Source organism: Bacteroides sp. AF29-11 (assembly GCF_003602895.1).
GTDB lineage: Bacteria > Bacteroidota > Bacteroidia > Bacteroidales > Bacteroidaceae > Bacteroides > Bacteroides uniformis.
Genome location: NZ_QTLY01000008.1, coordinates 299,966 through 318,107 on the forward strand (window position 1 = coordinate 299,966; position 18,142 = coordinate 318,107).

16 protein-coding genes are annotated in these 18,142 nt (G+C 47.1%); 1 reads left to right on the top strand and 15 read right to left on the bottom strand.

Translation table 11 applies throughout. The features are described 5' to 3' along the window. Positions 1 to 17 precede the first annotated feature (17 nt). The 6 genes from DWZ03_RS15335 to DWZ03_RS15360 form a co-directional block, all read right to left on the bottom strand. Entirely contained in the window at positions 18 to 1,322 is a 1,305-nt protein-coding gene (locus DWZ03_RS15335; protein ID WP_120130380.1) for an alpha-L-fucosidase, read from the bottom strand. Positions 1,323 to 1,424: 102 nt separating this feature from the next. Beyond that, complete coding sequence (locus DWZ03_RS15340) at positions 1,425 to 2,696, bottom strand: adenylosuccinate synthase (RefSeq protein WP_009036529.1); 1,272 nt, start codon at positions 2,694 to 2,696, stop codon at positions 1,425 to 1,427. Next, the gene (locus DWZ03_RS15345) at positions 2,693 to 3,181 is read right to left on the bottom strand and encodes a Fur family transcriptional regulator (RefSeq protein WP_005835580.1); all 489 of its coding nucleotides are present in this window, start codon (positions 3,179 to 3,181) and stop codon (positions 2,693 to 2,695) included. The genes DWZ03_RS15340 and DWZ03_RS15345 overlap by 4 nt, the downstream gene beginning before the upstream one ends. A gap of 127 nt (positions 3,182 to 3,308) precedes the next feature. After that, positions 3,309 to 3,983: a DNA alkylation repair protein gene (locus DWZ03_RS15350; RefSeq protein WP_120130369.1), complete on the bottom strand. Its 675-nt coding sequence runs from the start codon at positions 3,981 to 3,983 to the stop codon at positions 3,309 to 3,311. A gap of 6 nt (positions 3,984 to 3,989) precedes the next feature. Next, positions 3,990 to 6,038: a dipeptidyl-peptidase 3 family protein gene (locus DWZ03_RS15355; protein WP_120130370.1), complete on the bottom strand. Its 2,049-nt coding sequence runs from the start codon at positions 6,036 to 6,038 to the stop codon at positions 3,990 to 3,992. Between the two features lie 101 nt (positions 6,039 to 6,139). Then, positions 6,140 to 6,613, bottom strand: coding sequence for a helix-turn-helix domain-containing protein (locus tag DWZ03_RS15360; protein ID WP_005826207.1), 474 nt, complete (start codon positions 6,611 to 6,613; stop codon positions 6,140 to 6,142). Positions 6,614 to 6,894: 281 nt separating this feature from the next. Here DWZ03_RS15360 and recQ point away from each other — a divergent pair, with 281 nt between their 5' ends. Further along, a complete protein-coding gene (recQ, locus tag DWZ03_RS15365) occupies positions 6,895 to 8,706 on the top strand; it encodes a DNA helicase RecQ (protein WP_120130371.1) in 1,812 nt (603 codons plus the stop codon). 3 nt (positions 8,707 to 8,709) lie between these two features. Here the strand turns inward: recQ and DWZ03_RS15370 are convergent, their stop codons facing one another. From DWZ03_RS15370 to DWZ03_RS15410, 9 genes are all read right to left on the bottom strand, one after another. Continuing rightward, positions 8,710 to 9,561 (bottom strand): tetratricopeptide repeat protein, encoded by an 852-nt coding sequence (locus DWZ03_RS15370; protein ID WP_005826199.1) that lies wholly within the window; start codon positions 9,559 to 9,561, stop codon positions 8,710 to 8,712. Between the two features lie 15 nt (positions 9,562 to 9,576). Beyond that, positions 9,577 to 10,527: a cysteine synthase A gene (cysK, locus tag DWZ03_RS15375; protein WP_035449638.1), complete on the bottom strand. Its 951-nt coding sequence runs from the start codon at positions 10,525 to 10,527 to the stop codon at positions 9,577 to 9,579. A 409-nt stretch (positions 10,528 to 10,936) separates the two neighbouring features. Continuing rightward, positions 10,937 to 11,998, bottom strand: a complete 1,062-nt coding sequence (gene leuB, locus DWZ03_RS15380) for a 3-isopropylmalate dehydrogenase (RefSeq protein WP_005835570.1) — start codon at positions 11,996 to 11,998, stop codon at positions 10,937 to 10,939. Beyond that, positions 11,988 to 12,245, bottom strand: coding sequence for a hypothetical protein (locus DWZ03_RS15385; protein ID WP_005835569.1), 258 nt, complete (start codon positions 12,243 to 12,245; stop codon positions 11,988 to 11,990). The genes leuB and DWZ03_RS15385 overlap by 11 nt, the downstream gene beginning before the upstream one ends. A 12-nt stretch (positions 12,246 to 12,257) precedes the next feature. Further along, complete coding sequence (locus DWZ03_RS15390) at positions 12,258 to 13,799, bottom strand: alpha-isopropylmalate synthase regulatory domain-containing protein (RefSeq protein ID WP_035457864.1); 1,542 nt, start codon at positions 13,797 to 13,799, stop codon at positions 12,258 to 12,260. Then, positions 13,789 to 14,388 carry a 3-isopropylmalate dehydratase small subunit gene (gene leuD, locus DWZ03_RS15395; protein WP_120130372.1) on the bottom strand — a complete coding sequence of 200 codons (600 nt, stop codon included), beginning with the start codon at positions 14,386 to 14,388 and terminating at the stop codon, positions 13,789 to 13,791. Before leuD ends, DWZ03_RS15390 begins: the two co-directional genes overlap by 11 nt. A 103-nt stretch (positions 14,389 to 14,491) precedes the next feature. Beyond that, positions 14,492 to 15,886, bottom strand: a complete 1,395-nt coding sequence (gene leuC, locus DWZ03_RS15400) for a 3-isopropylmalate dehydratase large subunit (RefSeq protein ID WP_016273151.1) — start codon at positions 15,884 to 15,886, stop codon at positions 14,492 to 14,494. A gap of 42 nt (positions 15,887 to 15,928) precedes the next feature. Beyond that, the gene (locus DWZ03_RS15405) at positions 15,929 to 17,425 is read right to left on the bottom strand and encodes a 2-isopropylmalate synthase (RefSeq protein WP_005835565.1); all 1,497 of its coding nucleotides are present in this window, start codon (positions 17,423 to 17,425) and stop codon (positions 15,929 to 15,931) included. Positions 17,426 to 17,791: 366 nt separating this feature from the next. Further along, the gene (locus tag DWZ03_RS15410) at positions 17,792 to 18,028 is read right to left on the bottom strand and encodes a hypothetical protein (RefSeq protein WP_120130381.1); all 237 of its coding nucleotides are present in this window, start codon (positions 18,026 to 18,028) and stop codon (positions 17,792 to 17,794) included. Positions 18,029 to 18,142 lie beyond the last annotated feature (114 nt).

Below are 18,142 nucleotides of genomic sequence, written 5' to 3' on the forward strand. Positions count from 1 at the left end.
GATTTCTGATTTATAATTTATTTTTCAATCTCCACCTCTATCACTTTATCGATATCCGTCGGAACCTCCGGCAAGTAAAGCATCACCCCTCCTTCACACTTACGGAACTTCACTGGAAGACGGTCGGCATACCCCACTGCCTTCCTCACTTTCTTGCCTTCCAACGGCAGGAAGAGAGCCTTATCCTGCAATTCGAGAATATGCACGTATAATTTATTTTCTCTTTGTGTAGTGACTCCCCAAGGATGCGGAACAATGCAGCCGCCACGGGTTCCGTAGATGGTTTTACCGTATACCTTCATCCATTCCCCTACTTCTGCCAGACGCTCCAATGCAACAGCAGGCAGCTCACCGTCCGGCTGAGGACCGATATTCATCAGCAGATTGGCATCTTTACCCGCAGCCTTCACCAGGTAATGTATCAGCGTTTTGGTGGATTTATAATCCTGGTCCGTAATCTTATATCCCCACATTCCATTCATCGTCTCGCAGGTTTCAAGGGGCAAGGCGCTGATATCCTGTCCGGAAAGACCGGCACGGTTCTCTCCCGGCAGGTCGCGCTCGAATATCTGGATGTCCTCGCCGACAAACGGTACTTGATGATGGTTGTTCCCAACCAGGCAAGCCGGTTGCAGGCGGTGTATCATGGCATATTGCCCGGGCAGTTGCCAATCAAAATCCGGATTCTGGTCCTGGTCCCACCAGCCATCAAACCAGATGGCACCTATTTTTCCATAATTGGTGAGCAACTCGGTCAGCTGGTTGTTCATGAATTTATAGTAGCTGTTCCAGTCGCCCTTCGGATTCGGCCGTCCCGTTCCACGTCCGGTGCGTCCCCACGGAGCATCTTCGCGATACCAGTCGATGTGCGAATAGTAGAGATGCAGACGAATACCTTGCTTGTGGCACTCGTCCGCCAATTCTTTCAGAATATCCCGCTTGAAAGGGGTGGCATCCACAATATTGTAATCGGAAAAGCGTGTGTGGAACATGGAAAAGCCATCGTGATGCCGGGATGTGAAGCAGATGTACTTTGCCCCGGATGCCTTGATGGACGCTACCCATTTGGCCGCATCGAACTTGGAAGGATAAAAGCCGCCCGCCAACTTGGCATACTCCTTATAATTCAGATTCTTGTTCGTCATGGTCCATTCTCCGGTAGCCAGCATGCTGTATATCCCCCAATGCAGGAAAATACCGAAACGGCCATCCCGAAACTCCTGACGGGATTTCAGATTTTCCTCCGTCGGCTGATAAGTCTGCGACTGTGCGGAGGGCACAAGGAGCAACAGCAGTAAAAAAGACAAAAGACGTGTTTTCATGGCAATAAATAAAAAAGGCACGGATTATCCGGACACCCACGGTTCTTCAGATGAAGCCGCGAAATCCGTGTAATCCGTGCCTAAGGTTATCTGTTTGTTTTATTATTCCTCTGTATAGCGTTCGATGGTCTGCTCACGGTCCGGTCCCAGGGAAACAATCTTGATGGGCACACCAAGCTGTTCTTCCAGGAATGACAAGTATGCATTGAATTCTTCCGGGAACTCATCTTCACTCTGCATCTTGGTCATATCCGTCTGCCAACCGGGTAGCTCTACATAAACCGGTTCAATAGTCTCGTTGATATCGAACGGGAAGTAATCAATCTCTTCCCCATCCATCTTGTAAGCTACACAAGCCTTAATGGTTTCAAAAGAATCGAGCACATCGCTCTTCATCATAATCAGTTTGGTAACCCCGTCTACCATAATGGCATATTTCAATGCTACCAGGTCAATCCAGCCACAACGGCGCTTACGTCCTGTCACAGAACCGAACTCATGACCCAGCGTGCAAATCTGGTCACCGGTCTTGTCGAAGAGTTCCGTCGGGAACGGACCGGCACCTACACGCGTACAATAGGCTTTGAAAATCCCATATACCTCACCAATCTTGTTGGGAGCAATACCCAGACCGGTACAAGCACCTGCACAGACCGTATTAGAAGACGTTACAAACGGATAAGAACCGAAATCAATGTCCAGCATTGTCCCCTGTGCACCTTCGCACAATACAGACTTGCCGGCAGCCAGCAGATTGTTCATCTCGTGTTCGCTATCCACCAACTGGAACTGTTTCAAGTATTCGATACCTTCGAACCATGCCTTCTCCATTTCGGTAATGTCATACTCATAGTTCAAGCCTTTCAAGATTTGCTCATGACGGGCCTTGGCCGCTGCATACTTCTTGTCAAAGTCATGCAGAATGTCGCCTACACGCACACCGTTACGGCTGATTTTATCCGTGTAAGTCGGTCCGATGCCTTTTCCGGTCGTTCCTACCTTTGCATCGCCTTTGGCAGCTTCGTATGCAGCATCCAGTATGCGGTGAGTCGGCAGAATGAGGTGCGCTTTCTTGGAAATGTGCAAGCGTTCCTTCAAGTTATGGCCAGACGCTTCCAAAGATTCGGCTTCCGCTTTGAAGAGAGCCGGGTCAAGCACTACACCGTTACCGATGATATTCACCTTGTCCCCCTGGAATATTCCAGACGGAATGGAACGGAGCACATACTTCTGCCCTTCAAACTCGAGTGTATGTCCGGCATTCGGTCCGCCCTGGAAACGAGCTACGACATCGTATCTCGGAGTTAACACATCAACGACTTTGCCTTTGCCTTCGTCGCCCCATTGTAATCCTAATAATACGTCTACTTTCATTTTTCTTTTTTATGGTTATTATTCTTTTTCTTCCGTTTATTGGCCCGGTCACACTTGCTGCACAACCCATACATATATAAGGAATAGTGCGTAAGATTAAAACGGCTCAGTTTGGTATTCTCAATGGCATGCTGCAACTCCTCGTTCTGAAACTCGGTCACCTTTCCGCACTGGGTGCATATCTGGTGATGGTGCGTATCGCGATTATAAGATTTTTCGTATTGGGAAGAGTTGCCGAACTGATGCTTGATGACCAGACGAGCATTTATAAGCAAAATGATGGTATTGTAAAGCGTTGCACGGCTGACGCGGAAGTTCTCCTGGTCGGCCATCAGTGAATAGAGCGTGTCGATATCAAAATGACCGTCTATGGAGTAAATGGTGTCAAGTATAGCATAACGTTCGGGAGTCTTCCGATGCCCGTTCGCATTCAGATATTCAGTGAATATCTGCCTAACTGTATCTTTCACATTCTGACTTTCCATTTGACGGCGCAGTTTTACAGCCAACAAAGTTAATCCTTTTTTGTGGAAAGCAAACGAGAAAGAGATAAAAATTGCGATAAGGGAAATATTCCCTTACCGCATCAGTCTCTATAACCATAGAACTAATCTAACAAACCTCCTCTTTTACAAGATTGTATAGTAATTGTTCTACATCAGAAGAAGAATTGTCCATACCCTCCACCCTGCGGCAAACTTGAAAAGAATTTTCCTCATTTTGCTGCATAAAGCGGCGGATGGCAGTCATGGCTGCATTGCGTACATGGTAGGAGCCCGACAAAAAAGCCGTTATTGCCTGGTCGAGGAACTCATTTTCAACCCGTTCGTTCATATCCCCTTTCTTCATCAATAGACGGGCTATGGTGAGGAAGCCGCAAACCTGCGTGTATTCGTCCTCGCTTGCAATCCAATGGAAGGACTTGGCAGGCGCATAAGGAAGATGTTGGAATAAATTCATGCTGGTAAGTTCTGCAATCTCGATATTACGGATATCTTCCACCCAGATATCGGCTATCTCGGGCAGGAAACTCTCTACCGGCTGTAAAAGTCCCGCCAATATTTTGCACTCTCTGATATCTTCTTTCCACAAAGCCTGAGCCAGAGAGTGGTCCTTCTCGTAACCGGTAGCAATACCCTTGATACGGGGCAGCTCCACGCCAAAGTTCAGCTTATATACCAGCCCTTTCTCACGCATACTTTGGGACACAGCCCCGTTCATTGAGAGACGGAGCTGTGTCTTTATATCTTTCAGCCGCTGATGCAGCTGCTCTTTAGTATCTATCATAGTTCATCATTTATTGACAGAAGGCAATGTAGAATAGTCTTTGCTATAACGCAACATCTGTTCCGCATAACCTTCATCATAAGTCACTGTCACATCTGTTATAGTACCGTCGGCATCCGTCACCGCTTCATACTTGGGATTGACGAAACCCTTATACGGCGCAAGATTCAGCTTCTTGTAGCGTTCCAGCACTTCGGCATGCAAAGCGGGATCGACTTTCACGGCATAGGCTTCCACCAAATCATGGGCACCGGCATAGTCACCGGTGGACTTGATACGCTGTATCTCGGCAAGCAACCGGCCAAACAAGTCACGCACTTTCTCATAATCGTTTATCACGACGTACGTCTTCCCATCCTTCTTTACCAATTCCACAACCTTCTCCGCCGCACCTTTCTCGTACACCCAGCGGGCTATGAGCTGACGGTTGCGCATATGGGCTTCTTCTACATTGTTACCAGGCTCGATACGTACAAGCTGTGTCATCAAACCATTCATCAGATAGGTGTAGTATTGAGCCTTATAAGCATCCGCACTTGGAGTAAGCCCCAGTTCCACCAGCTTCGGGTCGGCCACGTAGTAGAGTCCGAACAAGTCGGCGCGCGCTTCTTCGATAGTAGAACCATATGCCTTCAACGCATCCGGGTCCACACCCGGGAGCAATTTACCGGAACCATGTCCCAAACATTCATGCAGGTCAGTATGCAGTTCATCTGTCACATCTGCGTACTTATCAATCAGTTGAAGCTCTGCATCACTGTACACAAACTTCTCATTGAACCCGTTGCCATGAGCTGCCTTGTTATAAGCATCTGTAATGTTACCGATTGTAACGGATTTCGAACCATGATGGCTACGTATCCAGTTGGCATTGGGCAGGTTGATGCCGATAGCAGTTGCAGGATACAAGTCACCGGCCAGAATAGCCGCCGTGATTACCTTGGCAGACACCCCTTTCACTTTCTCCTTCTTGAATTGTCCGTCTACCGGCGAATGGTCCTCAAACCACTGTGCATTGCCGCTTATCAACTCTGTACGCTGGGTAGCTTCCAAATCTTTAAAATTCACCAGAGATTCCCAGCTTGCCTTCATGCCGAGCGGGTCACCATAACTTTCGGTAAAACCGTTCACAAAGTCAATGCGTGAGTTCAAATCCTTCACCCACAAAATGGCATATTCATCGAATGTCTTCAAATCGCCGGTTTCATAGAATTCCATCAGTTTGGCTATCACCGCCTTCTGCTCGGGAGTCTCGGCAACTCCTTCTGCCTTCTTCAGCCAGTAGACAATCTTTTCAAGTGCCTGTCCATACAAGCCCCCCACTTTCCATACTTTCTCCTGAATCTTGCCATCCTCTTTCACCAAACGGCTATTCAAACCATAGGAAACGGGAGTTTCATCCTGCGGATTCTTCAAGGCATTATAGAAATCTTCGGCCTCCTGCTGCGTCACGCCATCGTAATAATTGCATGCGGAAGTCAAAACCAAATCTTCACCGGCAGCTTGGTTCACCCGTTTGGGCATCACCGTGGGGTCGAAAATAACGGGGAACACTTCCTCGCACAGTTGTTCCACAGTCTGTCCTTCGGCAAGCGGCAATGTAGCTGCATCCACACTCTGTACAGCCTGCCTGAAGAATTCGGGAGTAAATCCCGGAACGAACTTTTCGCTACCATAGTGATGATGAATGCCGTTAGAGAACCATACCCGCTTGAGGTACACTTCCATAGCCTTGAAATCAGGAGTATTCTTATCTCCCTTATAGCCGGTATAGACAGCTTCCAGCATCCGGCGAATCGTCAGGTTATACTTGCCATTCTGGTCGAAAAGAATGTCTCTGCCCTGCAAAGCCGCTTCCGTCAAATAATAAACCAATTCTTTTTGTTTGAGGGACAAATCCTCAAAACCTGGTACGCGGTAACGTAAAATCTGTAAATCTGCAAATTGTTCCACTGTATAGTCAATTTTTTCTGCCTCAGCAGTTGTTTTCGGATTTCCGCCACAAGCCGTCAATAGAGAAAGGGCAGTCACCATAGAAATTAGTTGTTTCTTCATGTGTCGGGAGTATATAGATTGGTATTAAAAAAGAAGAAAAGGAAGTATCCCGAAACAACTGTTCCGGAATATTTCCTTTTTATTCATTCAGTCATACAGAATTATTTCTTCTTAGCTTCTTTTTCTGCGTGTCTTTTACGATATCCATTAGGAGTCTCACCTACATTTTTATAGAAAGCAGCATAAAAAGACTGACGGTTTGCAAAGCCGACCATCGTACTGATCTCCTCTACATTCTTGTCAGCATATCTTTTGTCTGTCAACAAATGCTGCGCTTCTTTTACTCTATATTCATTCAGCAGGCAAGAATAGTTCATGCCGAAGCGTGAATTCACCACTGCAGACAAATAGCGAGTATTGGTCTGCAATTCTTTCGCCAAATCCTTAGCGGAATAATCAGCATCTCTGTACTTCTTTTGTACAACAACGATATTCAATATCTTGTCATACAACTCATCTGCCAATTCCGGCCTTATCAAAGAACGGTAGGCAGCATCCTTTTCTTTCTTTTCGCGCAGGTTATAAGGACGTTTCTTCGTTCCTTTTTCCTGGGCATTGTTTTCTAAATCACTCATTGAATTAACTGGTTAGGGTTGTTTAAAATCGGAAAAGCCAAAGGGTTAGCCCCTTAGACTTTACAAAAGTCAGACATTTTTTTTTAATACACAACTTTTCCCGTATATATTTTTGATAAATAAACAACGAAAAAGGTTGAAAAGTAGGTCAATTCAGCCATTAATAAGAAACTTTAACCTTTTGCAGAAACTCATATGATACAAAATCTTGATGACTTTCCATTTGTAGTATATGCAATAATTAGTGTACCTTTGCCGGAAGAAATCCATACTGCCAGATTATGCTACAAACGCTCAAGACATATTTCGGTTACGACAGTTTCCGCCCCTTACAAGAAGACATCATACGCCATCTGATGGACCGTAAAGACGCATTGGTACTGATGCCTACGGGAGGTGGAAAATCCATCTGCTACCAACTTCCCGCCCTATTGAGTGAAGGCACGGCGGTAGTGGTTTCTCCGCTCATTTCCTTGATGAAGGACCAAGTGGAAACGCTCTGTGCAAACGGTATCGCGGCCGGTGCACTGAACAGCAATAATGATGAAACAGAGAATGCTTCCCTACGACGTGCATGCATGGAAGGCAAGCTGAAACTGCTATATATTTCTCCTGAAAAATTATTGGCGGAAGCCAACTATCTGTTAAGGGATATGCATATTTCCCTTTTCGCCATTGATGAAGCTCACTGCATCTCACAATGGGGACACGATTTCCGTCCGGAATATACACAGATGGACATCCTTCACCAACTGTTTCCCCAGGTTCCCATCATTGCACTTACTGCCACAGCCGATAAAATAACCCGTGAAGATATTATTAAACAGCTACACCTCAACCAACCGAGAATTTTCATTTCATCTTTCGACCGTCCCAACCTGAGTCTCACCGTAAAAAGAGGTTACCAGCAGAAGGAAAAAAGCAAAGCCATCCTCGACTTCATCGCCCGCCATCCGGGAGAGAGCGGCATCATTTATTGCATGAGCCGCAGCAAGACTGAAACAGTGGCACAAATGCTTCAAAAACAAGGGATAAAGTCAGCAGTCTATCATGCCGGACTGTCGTCGGCACGAAGAGATGAAGCACAAGACGACTTCATCAACGACCGCGTGCAAGCGGTATGCGCCACCATTGCCTTTGGAATGGGAATTGACAAAAGCAATGTGCGCTGGGTAATTCATTACAATTTGCCCAAAAGCATTGAAAGTTTCTATCAAGAAATAGGACGTGCCGGACGAGACGGAATGCCCAGTGACACCCTTTTGTTCTATTCACTGGCCGACCTCATTCTGCTCACTAAATTCGCAACGGACAGCGGACAACAAAGCATCAACCTGGAAAAACTGCAACGCATGCAGCAATATGCGGAAGCAGATATCTGCCGCCGCCGCATTCTGTTAAGCTATTTCGGTGAAAATACGACCTGCGACTGTGGAAACTGTGATGTATGCAAAAATCCCCCCGAACGTTTCGATGGTACAATAATCGTACAAAAGGCACTTAGTGCAATCGCGCGTTCCGAGCAACAGATAGGAACCGGTATTTTAGTGGACATCCTCCGAGGAAACATGAGTTCTGAAGTTACAGAAAGGGGATACCATCGCCTTAAGACCTTTGGAGCCGGGCGTGAAGTACCTGCCAGAGATTGGCATGACTACCTGCTGCAAATGTTGCAACTCGGCTATTTCGAAATAGCCTACAATGAAAACGACCATCTGAAAATTACTCAAAGCGGAACAGATGTCTTGTTTGGCAGAGCACGCGCCCTGCTTGTCACCATCCGCCGCGAGGAAGCTGTACAAGCTACAAGAGGCCGTAAACGCAAGGCTACAGTTCCAACCAAAGAATTGCCATTGGGATTGCCCAATACAGAAAGTGGGGAACTTTTCGAGGCTCTCCGCACTCTCCGCAAACGCCTTGCCGACCAGGAAGCACTTCCTGCCTATATCGTACTGTCCGACAAAGTGCTCCACCTACTCAGCGCCTCCCGCCCCACTACCATAGAAGAATTTGGTAATATCAGCGGTATCGGTGAATATAAAAAGAAGAAATACGGAAAAGAGTTTGTGGAACTGATACGGAAATACAGTTGAATATTATTTACACTGTAACAGTAAATCCCTAAGGTCACCTTGCGGCACGCCAAGCGAAATGGCTTTTTCGAAGTCACGTTTTGCCAACTCCTTTTTCTTTTGAGAAAGGTAAATTTGCCCCCGTATCAAGTAGGCTTCTGTCTGCGAAGCATCCAGCTTGATGGCTTCTTCCAAGTCCATCATGGCCAGGTCCACATGTTTCATATCCTGCTCTACACCCGCACGTGCTACGTAAAGTACGGCATATTGCTGGGTAGTCAGCCGGGTAGCTTCTCCTCCTTTTTCTGCAATCATGGCATTCAATATCGAAAGCGCCGCTTCATATTTGCCCTCCTTCTGCTCCAGTGTAGCCAACCCCAGACGGCCATTGTAACTCTGGGGGGCAAGTTTCAGCAGACGTTCATAATCAGACTTTGCAAAATTATAGTTGCGCTGCCGCATATAGATATAGGCACGCATCAGCAAGGCTTCCTGATTATCGCTCTCTATATCCAGCACCAAAGAATAGTCTATCCGGGCCAAGTCATCCTTTCCCAACTCTAGATAAAGAGCGGCACGATTCATCAGGGCGGGTATGGCACGCGGAGCAATGTTCAATGCCAGAGTATACGAGTCAAGAGCCTGCTCATACCGGTGCTGCCGACGTTGTATCGTACCCAAGTTGGAGAACAGCAAAGCGTTATGAGGATTGGCGGGCTCCATTTTCAAAGCTTGTTCAATGTATTTTTCGGCCAATGACAAGCTGTCTTGCTCCGTGGCTGCAACCGCACGTTCGCTCAGTTCCTGATAGGTTTGTGAAAAGGCAGGGAACATCGTGGCTCCACACAAGAAGAAAGAAAAAATAAGTTTCTTCATATAATAGTTCAGTATTTATTCCAAAGGATAGGTATCGAAAGCGAACAGTTCTGTTGACAAATAGCGTTCCCCCGTATCGGGCAGTAGGGCAACAATCATTTTATCCGCAAATTCAGGGCGTTCGGCCAGCAACCGTGCCGCATATACCGCCGCACCGGATGAGATGCCCGCCAGCAAGCCTTCCGTAGAAGCCAGCTCTCGTCCTCCACGAATGGCCTCGTCATCGGGCACCGGAATAATCTCGTCTACTACAGAAGCATCATAAATGGAAGGAATAAAATTGGCCCCAATCCCCTGGATGCGGTGCGGTGCGTCTTCCCCTCCTTCCAGAACCGGAGAGGAGGCCGGTTCTACAGCCACAACATAGACATCCGGATTATGTTTCTTCAAGGCACGCGCCACTCCACAGACCGTACCGCCCGTACCCACACCGGCAACAAAAACAGTCACTTTACCATCCGTGTCCGTCCAGATTTCTTCCCCCGTAGTATGTTCATGAGCCTTGGCATTGGAGGGATTCTCAAACTGCTGCAGAATAACCGCACCAGGTATCGCATCCCGCAATTCTTTCGCTTTGGCAATGGAGCCGGCCATACCTGCCAGTCCGTCGGTCAGTACAATCTCCGCACCCAAGGCTTTCAACAGATTACGGCGTTCCACACTCATGGTCTCCGGCATGGTCAATATCAAATGATATCCCTTGATGGTTGCTACCATCGCCAGTCCCACGCCGGTATTGCCACTGGTAGGTTCAATAATCGTGGCTCCGGGTTTCAAAGCCCCACGTGCCTCGGCATCCTCAATCATGGCAAATGCCACACGGTCCTTCACGCTTCCCGCCGGATTAAAAGATTCCAGCTTAGCCACAATATTTCTTTTCAATCCGTATTTACGACTGTATTCAGCCAATTCCATCAAAGGAGTATGCCCAATCAACTCCGTCAGGTTCTTTGCAATTTTCGCCATAATCTCACTGTCTAATACATTCTTCCCGTACACACTTATGTAACATGGATATGCTGACAAAGATATGGAAATTCCAAGAAATAAACCGTGCGGGAAAGGAAAGATTATACTGCCATCTATCAAAGCTTAACACGAATAAAGAGGATGAAAGGATATGAAACGATTGAAGAAGGCAGGATGAGGAGGAAGAACCATATCTGACAATCAGCGACTTCCCACTGCAAAGATGGTGCATGCTTTTTGCAGTAGTACTGCAAACGAGCTGCAGCGTTACTGCAAATAGGTTTGCAGTGGTACTGCAACTGCTTTGCAGCGCAACTGTAACAGCTTTGCAGTGACACTGCAAAAGGTTTGCAGAACTTTGCAGTGAGAAGTTACTGATGAACAGAACGGTAATGAGACACTGTTATCAAGACTTCTTAAGATAGTCTACAATCCACGCGCCCACTTCCTTGGTACCGTATTTGTCGCCACCTTCTACTTGAATCTCCGGTGTACGTACATTCGCATCGAGTGAAGCATCAACTGCCTTACGAATCAACGCCCCCTCCTCTTTCAGGTCGAAGTATTCGAAAAGCATGGCTACAGACAAAATTTGCGCCAGCGGATTGGCTATATTCAAGCCTTTCGCCTGCGGCCAGGAACCATGGATAGGTTCGAATACCGGCGTGCTCTCTCCCGTAGAAGCAGAAGGCAGCAATCCCATAGAGCCACTGATGCAGGAACCCTCGTCCGTCAAAATATCACCAAACGTATTTTCCGTAACCATTACGTCAAAGAATTTCGGCTCTTGAATCATCTTCATGGCGGCGTTGTCCACAAACATATAGTCGGTTGTCACCTCGGGGTACTGCGGTGCCATCTCCTGGGCAATCTGTCTCCAAAGACGGGAAGAGGCAAGCACATTGGCTTTATCCACCACCGTAAGATGTTTACTGCGTTTCATGGCATATTCAAATCCGACTTTCAGGATACGCTCAATCTCAGGACGGGTATACATGTTCGTATCATACGCCTTGTCATTGTCCTGGTATTTCTCACCGAAGTACATGCCACCGGTCAATTCGCGGATGCAAAGGAAATCGGCGCCATCCACCAGTTCCGCACGAAGGGGAGACTTATGGAGCAGACATTTGAAGGTCTGCACGGGACGGATGTTGGCAAACAGTCCCAGTTTCTTGCGCATAGCCAGCAAGCCCTGCTCGGGACGCACTTTGGCAGTAGGGTCATTGTCGAATTTCGGGTCACCTACGGCAGAGAACAATACAGCATCCGCATTTTTACAAGCCTCATAAGTGGCTTCGGGAAACGGGTCACCCACCTTGTCTATCGCGTCTGCACCGCAGATGGCATATTCATAGTTCACTTTATGTCCGAACTTCTCACACACGGCAGTCATCACATCCACGCCTACGGTAGAGATTTCGGGGCCGATACCGTCACCGGCCAACACTGCAATTTTAAAATCCATTGTTTTCTTTATTATTTAAAAGTTCATCTATCTTCTTTTTGTTTGCAAGATTCTTGCGGCGATACCGGTCACCCCACACAAAACCAGCTGTCAATATAAGGGTATTGATGGCTGACATAAGATACTCGTCCGCATCCAACTCGCCGCTCCACCAACGCAGAAAGAGGTTGAAAGCAAAAAGCAAGCCTGCATACAACGCATAGCATACATAAGGACGCCTCTCAAAAAACGATTTCTTTTTCTCCATGAGATCCATTTTTTATGATTCGTATTCGTCTTCTATGATATTCAGCATCTTCACCGTCGCCTTGATGGCTGCTTCCGTCTGGTCTGCGTCCAATCCGCGTGTACGGAATATCGTATCTTCAAAACTCCAGGTAATAACCGTCTGCACAAAGGCATCGGTACGCCCACCGGGAGGAATGGTCACGGCATAGTTCGTCAGCATCGGGAACTTACGACCCAGTGTCACTTTATATATCTTGCGCAAGGCGCGCACAAAAGCATCATACTGGCCATCTCCACTGGAACTTTCCTCATATTCCTTTCCGTTAATTTCTATCTTCAACGTAGCCATCGGCTTCAATCCATACGCCAGATTCACAATATAGCTCTTAAGGCTGACGCGTTCTTCTGCCATTCCGTGCTTCAGTACGTCCGAAACGATATAGGGCAGGTCTTCTTGCGTCACCAGCTCTTTCTTGTCGCCCAACTCAATGATGCGTTCGGTCACTTTGCGCATGGCATCTTCATCCAGTTGTAACCCCAAGTCCTCCAGATTCTTCCGGATATTGGCTTTACCGCTGTTCTTGCCCAGGGCATACTCTCGCTTGCGACCAAAGCGTTCGGGCAGGAGGTCGTTGCAGTAGAGGTTACTTTTATTGTCACCGTCGGCATGGACGCCTGCCACTTGGGTAAATACATTCTCGCCAACAATCGGTTTATTGGCGGGAATGACGATGCCCGAGTAGGACTCCACCACACGGCTTACGTCGTTCAGGCGGCTTTCGTCAATGTTGGTAATGGCATTGAAGTGGTCTTTCAGGATAGCCTGCACACTGGCAAGCGGAGCATTGCCGGCGCGTTCGCCCAGGCCGTTAATGGTAGTATGCAGTCCCTTGCAACCGCTAAGTACGGCGGCAAGCACATTGCTCACGGCAAGGTCATAGTCATTGTGGGCATGGAAGTCAAAATGGGCATGCGGATAGCGTTTCACCATCTTGCGCATGAACTCGATGACCTGCAGCGGGTTCAATACGCCCAACGTGTCAGGCAACATATAGCGGCGGATATTGGTCTGCTTCAAGGCGTCCATCAGACGGAACACATATTCCGGAGAATCTTTCATGCCGTTGCTCCAGTCTTCCAGATAGACATTCACTACCATATCCTGCTCGTTGGCGTAATCCACTACGGACAGAATATCCTCGATATGCTCTTCGGGAGTCTTCTTCAACTGGTAGGTGCAATGCTTCAGCGAGCCTTTGCACAGCAGATTGATGACACGGCAACCGGTCGCATGTATCCAGTCCACCGACGTGTGGCCATCTACAAAGCCAAGCACTTCTACTCTTGGCAACAGATTACGGCGTGCCGCCCAGTCACAAATCATTTTTACGGCATCAAACTCTCCTTCGGATACCCGCGCAGAAGCCACCTCCACCCGGTCTACCTTCAATTCCTCCAGTAACAAACGGGCAATCATCAGCTTCTCATGGGGCACAAAGGAGACTCCGCTGGTCTGTTCACCGTCGCGGAGCGTAGTGTCCATGATTTCTATCTTCGGATGATTATGCTTCATTTTTATTCTCCCAAGCTTCTATCTTATCTTTATTCTCAACCAGAAAATCGATGTCATCCAAGCCATTCATCAGGCAATGTTTCTTGTAGGCATTGATTTCAAAATGTTCGATCTTGCCCGTAGCTTTGTTGGTGATGGTCTGTTCGGGCAGATTCACTTCCACTTCCATCTTCGGATTGGCAGAGATAGAGTCGAACAACTCTTTCAGGAACGGCTCACTTACCACCACCGGAAGCACAAAGTTGTTCAGTTCATTGTTCTTGTGTATATCGGCAAAGAAACTCGATACCACCACGCGGAAACCGTAACCGGCAATGGCCCATGCAGCATGCTCACGGCTGGAACCGGAACCGAAGTTCTTTCCCGCCACCAGAATCTGCCCGCCGTAAGTGGGGTCGTTCAAAACAAAGTCCTTGTTCAGAGAACCGTCCGGATGATAGCGCCAATCGCGGAATAAATTATCTCCGAAGAACTTTTCCTCACGGGTAGTAGCTTTCAGGAAACGTGCAGGGATTATCTGGTCTGTATCCACATTCTCTAATGGAAGAGGCACACAGGTACTGGTTAATCTATCAAATTTTGTCTTCATCTTTTTATTTACGATTTTACGATTGAAAATACTCTTGATTTACCTTTGTTGAACGATGTTTGATTTACGAAGTAATTTTAATCGTAAATCGTCCAATCGTACATCAAATCAGCGTTCTCGGGTCAGTAATTACTCCAGTCACTGCCGCTGCTGCAGCTACAAGCGGGCTGGCAAGCAGTGTTCGGGAACCCGGTCCTTGGCGTCCTTCAAAATTACGGTTACTGGTAGACACTGCATACTTTCCGGCAGGCACCTTATCGTCGTTCATTGCCAGGCAAGCAGAACAACCCGGTTGGCGAATGGCAAAACCGGCCTCTTCCAAAATCTTGTCCAGTCCCTCTTCGCGAATCTGTGCATCTACCATCCAGGAGCCCGGAACCAGCCATGCCACTACATTCTCGGCTTTCCGACGGCCTTTCACAATGGAGGCAAATGCACGGAAATCCTCAATGCGTCCATTGGTGCAGGCACCCAAAAACACATAGTCAACCTTCTTACCCAGCAAAGGTTCTCCCGGTTGGAAACCCATATAGCTAATAGACTTCATGAAAGAGGTCCGGGCAGCTTCTCCCATGCCTTCGGTAGTAGGAATATGTTGTGTGATACCCATACCCATGCCCGGGTTGGTACCGTATGTAATCATCGGTTCAATATCTTCGGCAGCAAAACGGACTTCCTTGTCGAACACTGCATCCTCATCACTCTTCAATGTTTTCCAATAGGCCAATGCCTTGTCCCATGCCTCACCCTTCGGAGCATATTCGCGTCCTTTAATATACTCGAAAGTGGTCTCATCCGGAGCAACCATACCGCCGCGGGCACCCATCTCTATACTCAGATTGCACAAGGTCAGACGCCCTTCCATAGTCAGACCACGCACAGCTTCTCCGGCATATTCCACGAAATATCCCGTAGCGCCGCTGGTCGTCATCTTCGACATCATATACAATGCTACATCTTTTGCCGTCACTCCCTTGCCAAGTTTGCCGTCGACAGTGATGCGCATTGTCTTAGGACGGGTCTGAAGGATACATTGCGAGGCCATTACCATTTCCACTTCACTCGTACCGATACCGAAAGCCACTGCTCCCATCGCCCCGTGGGTGGAAGTATGCGAGTCACCGCAGACAATGGTCATGCCAGGCAGGGTCAGCCCGCGTTCCGGGCCTACTACATGGATAATTCCGTTCTTCTTGTCCATCATGCCGAAATGGGCCAATCCAAACTCTTCCGCATTCTTGGCCAGTGTATCTACCTGAGTCTTTGAAACCGGGTCTTCAATCGGCTTGTCCTGGTCATGCGTCGGCGTGTTATGGTCGGGCATACAGAAAATCTTTTCCGGACGGAAACACTTGATTCCACGTTCGCGCAATCCCGAAAAGGCTTGCGGGCTGGTTACTTCATGACAATAAAGCCGGTCAATATAAAGCTGTGTGGGACCGTCTTCCACTTTCTGTACCACATGGGCATCCCAGATTTTATCAAATAATGTATTCATCTCTTTATGTACAATTTAGCTATTTACAATTTACGATTAAAATCACATCTTGAACTTATTGATACAGTCGATGTACGCTTCCACTGATGCCGCGATAATATCCGTATTGGCACCGAACCCATAATAAATATGATTATCGTATTCCACCTGCATATGTACCTTACCCATATCGTCGCTACCCTTGCTAATAGCCTGGATGGTGAATTCCTTCAATGTCATATGGCGGTCGATAATCTTCTTCAAAGCCTTGATAGCGGCATCTACCGGACCGTTTCCACTGGCAGCGGCTTCAAACTTCTCACCGGAGATGTTCAATCCCAAACTGGCAACCGAACGAACCCCCACCCCACTGGTCACCTGGAGATATTCCAGTTTGATACGGTGGTTCTGCGTACGATTTGCCCCTGCCAATACCAGAATGTCGTCATCATTGATATCTTTCTTCTTATCGGCAAGTTTCAAGAACTCTTCATACACTTTGTCCAGCTTCTCCTGATCCAGCTGTACTCCCAATATCGACAAACGATTCTTCAAGGCTGCACGTCCGCTACGGGCTGTCAATACGATGGAATTATCATCAATACCCACATCATGCGGGTCAATGATTTCGTAAGTCTGTACATTCTTCAACACACCATCCTGGTGAATACCCGACGAATGGGCAAAAGCATTGCGACCTACAATAGCCTTGTTGGGCTGCACCGGCATGTTCATCAGACTGGACACCATACGGCTGGTTGGATAAATCTTCTGTGTATTGATGTTGGTCTCGATTTCTATGTCCTTGTGACATTTGATAATCATCGCCACTTCCTCAAGAGAAGTATTGCCGGCACGTTCACCAATACCATTGATGGTTACCTCCACCTGGCGGGCACCATTCAGTACGCCAGCCATTGTATTGGCAGTAGCCATGCCCAAGTCATTGTGGCAATGAGTAGAAATAATGGCATTATGAATACCGTTGACATGTTCCATCAGATATCTTATCTTCGCGCCATACTCATCAGGCAAGCAATACCCCGTTGTATCGGGAATATTCACCACAGTCGCACCTGCCTTGATAACAGCTTCTACCACCCGTGCCAAATATTCATTATCCGTTCGGCCTGCATCTTCGGCATAGAACTCTACATCATCCACATACTTACGTGCATACTTTACGGCAGCCACTGCACGCTCTATTATTTCCTCGCGATTGGAATTGAATTTATATTTAATGTGCGAGTCAGATGTACCGATGCCAGTATGGATACGTTTATGCTTGGCAAATTGCAAAGCCTCTGCTGCCACATCAATATCTTTCTGTACGGCACGTGTCAAGGCACAGATGGTGGGCCATGTCACAGCTTTTGATATCTCAATGACCGAATTGAAATCTCCCGGACTTGAAATCGGAAATCCGGCTTCAATCACGTCCACCCCCAGGGCTTCCAGTTGTCTGGCTACCTGAATCTTTTCCACTGTATTCAATTGGCATCCCGGAACCTGCTCGCCATCGCGGAGCGTTGTGTCGAAAATAAATAATTTGTCACTCATTGCTTTATTGTATTTAATTTATGTTCCATAAAAAAAGCCTTTCACACTTGGAAGTGAGAAAGGCTTCATATATCATTGCATCTTACATATATATTCACGCACAGCACTCACTTCCACTAAACTTTGCCAGTAGAATAATAATACCACACAGTAGAATATATGTAAAGTTCTGAATCATCTTCTTTTTTGTTTTGACGTTGCAAAGGTAGATATTATTTCGTACCACACAAACAAATTCGTTACTTTTTTCCGATAAAAAATATCATTTTATAAGTTTGTATTCATTTATCGCTGAAATATATCACAAAAAAAGGCGTACCTCAAGGTACGCCTTTCCTTATTCTTCAGTTCAATACAAGTTCTGAATTACTTCTTCTCACAAGGTTTGTCACACTTGGCACCATCACATGCAGCCTTAAGACACGCTGCTGAATCAGCAGCCTGGCAACATGCCTTTGCAGAGTCACATACTTGTTCTGTTTTTGCAGCACAGCAAGAATCTGCCTCAGTTGCATTAGAATCTGCAGCCTTTTTGTTGCCACAAGATGTCACTGCGAAAGAAAACGCTACCGCAACGGCAGCCAATAAAACTTTAGTCTTCATACTTTCAATTTGCTTTAAACGTTGATATAAAATTAGTTCGGCGCAAATATAAGAAAAGTTTATGAGACCGCCAAAAACGAACAAAGCCTCCGTATCCTTATCAGACACGGAGGC

What these genes read in the sequence shown, in the direction of transcription:
- DWZ03_RS15385 (WP_005835569.1), bottom strand. Translation starts at nt 12,245, where the DNA reads ATGGAGAAAAAGAAATCGTTTTTTGAGAGGCGTCCTTATGTATGCTAT.
- leuB (WP_005835570.1), bottom strand. Translation starts at nt 11,998, where the DNA reads ATGGATTTTAAAATTGCAGTGTTGGCCGGTGACGGTATCGGCCCCGAA.
- DWZ03_RS15390 (WP_035457864.1), bottom strand. Translation starts at nt 13,799, where the DNA reads ATGAAGCATAATCATCCGAAGATAGAAATCATGGACACTACGCTCCGC.
- DWZ03_RS15350 (WP_120130369.1), bottom strand. Translation starts at nt 3,983, where the DNA reads ATGATAGATACTAAAGAGCAGCTGCATCAGCGGCTGAAAGATATAAAG.
- DWZ03_RS15360 (WP_005826207.1), bottom strand. Translation starts at nt 6,613, where the DNA reads ATGAGTGATTTAGAAAACAATGCCCAGGAAAAAGGAACGAAGAAACGT.
- DWZ03_RS15340 (WP_009036529.1), bottom strand. Translation starts at nt 2,696, where the DNA reads ATGAAAGTAGACGTATTATTAGGATTACAATGGGGCGACGAAGGCAAA.
- DWZ03_RS15335 (WP_120130380.1), bottom strand. Translation starts at nt 1,322, where the DNA reads ATGAAAACACGTCTTTTGTCTTTTTTACTGCTGTTGCTCCTTGTGCCC.
- DWZ03_RS15370 (WP_005826199.1), bottom strand. Translation starts at nt 9,561, where the DNA reads ATGAAGAAACTTATTTTTTCTTTCTTCTTGTGTGGAGCCACGATGTTC.
- leuC (WP_016273151.1), bottom strand. Translation starts at nt 15,886, where the DNA reads ATGAATACATTATTTGATAAAATCTGGGATGCCCATGTGGTACAGAAA.
- DWZ03_RS15345 (WP_005835580.1), bottom strand. Translation starts at nt 3,181, where the DNA reads ATGGAAAGTCAGAATGTGAAAGATACAGTTAGGCAGATATTCACTGAA.
- recQ (WP_120130371.1), top strand. Translation starts at nt 6,895, where the DNA reads ATGCTACAAACGCTCAAGACATATTTCGGTTACGACAGTTTCCGCCCC.
- DWZ03_RS15405 (WP_005835565.1), bottom strand. Translation starts at nt 17,425, where the DNA reads ATGAGTGACAAATTATTTATTTTCGACACAACGCTCCGCGATGGCGAG.
- cysK (WP_035449638.1), bottom strand. Translation starts at nt 10,527, where the DNA reads ATGGCGAAAATTGCAAAGAACCTGACGGAGTTGATTGGGCATACTCCT.
- DWZ03_RS15410 (WP_120130381.1), bottom strand. Translation starts at nt 18,028, where the DNA reads ATGAAGACTAAAGTTTTATTGGCTGCCGTTGCGGTAGCGTTTTCTTTC.
- leuD (WP_120130372.1), bottom strand. Translation starts at nt 14,388, where the DNA reads ATGAAGACAAAATTTGATAGATTAACCAGTACCTGTGTGCCTCTTCCA.
- DWZ03_RS15355 (WP_120130370.1), bottom strand. Translation starts at nt 6,038, where the DNA reads ATGAAGAAACAACTAATTTCTATGGTGACTGCCCTTTCTCTATTGACG.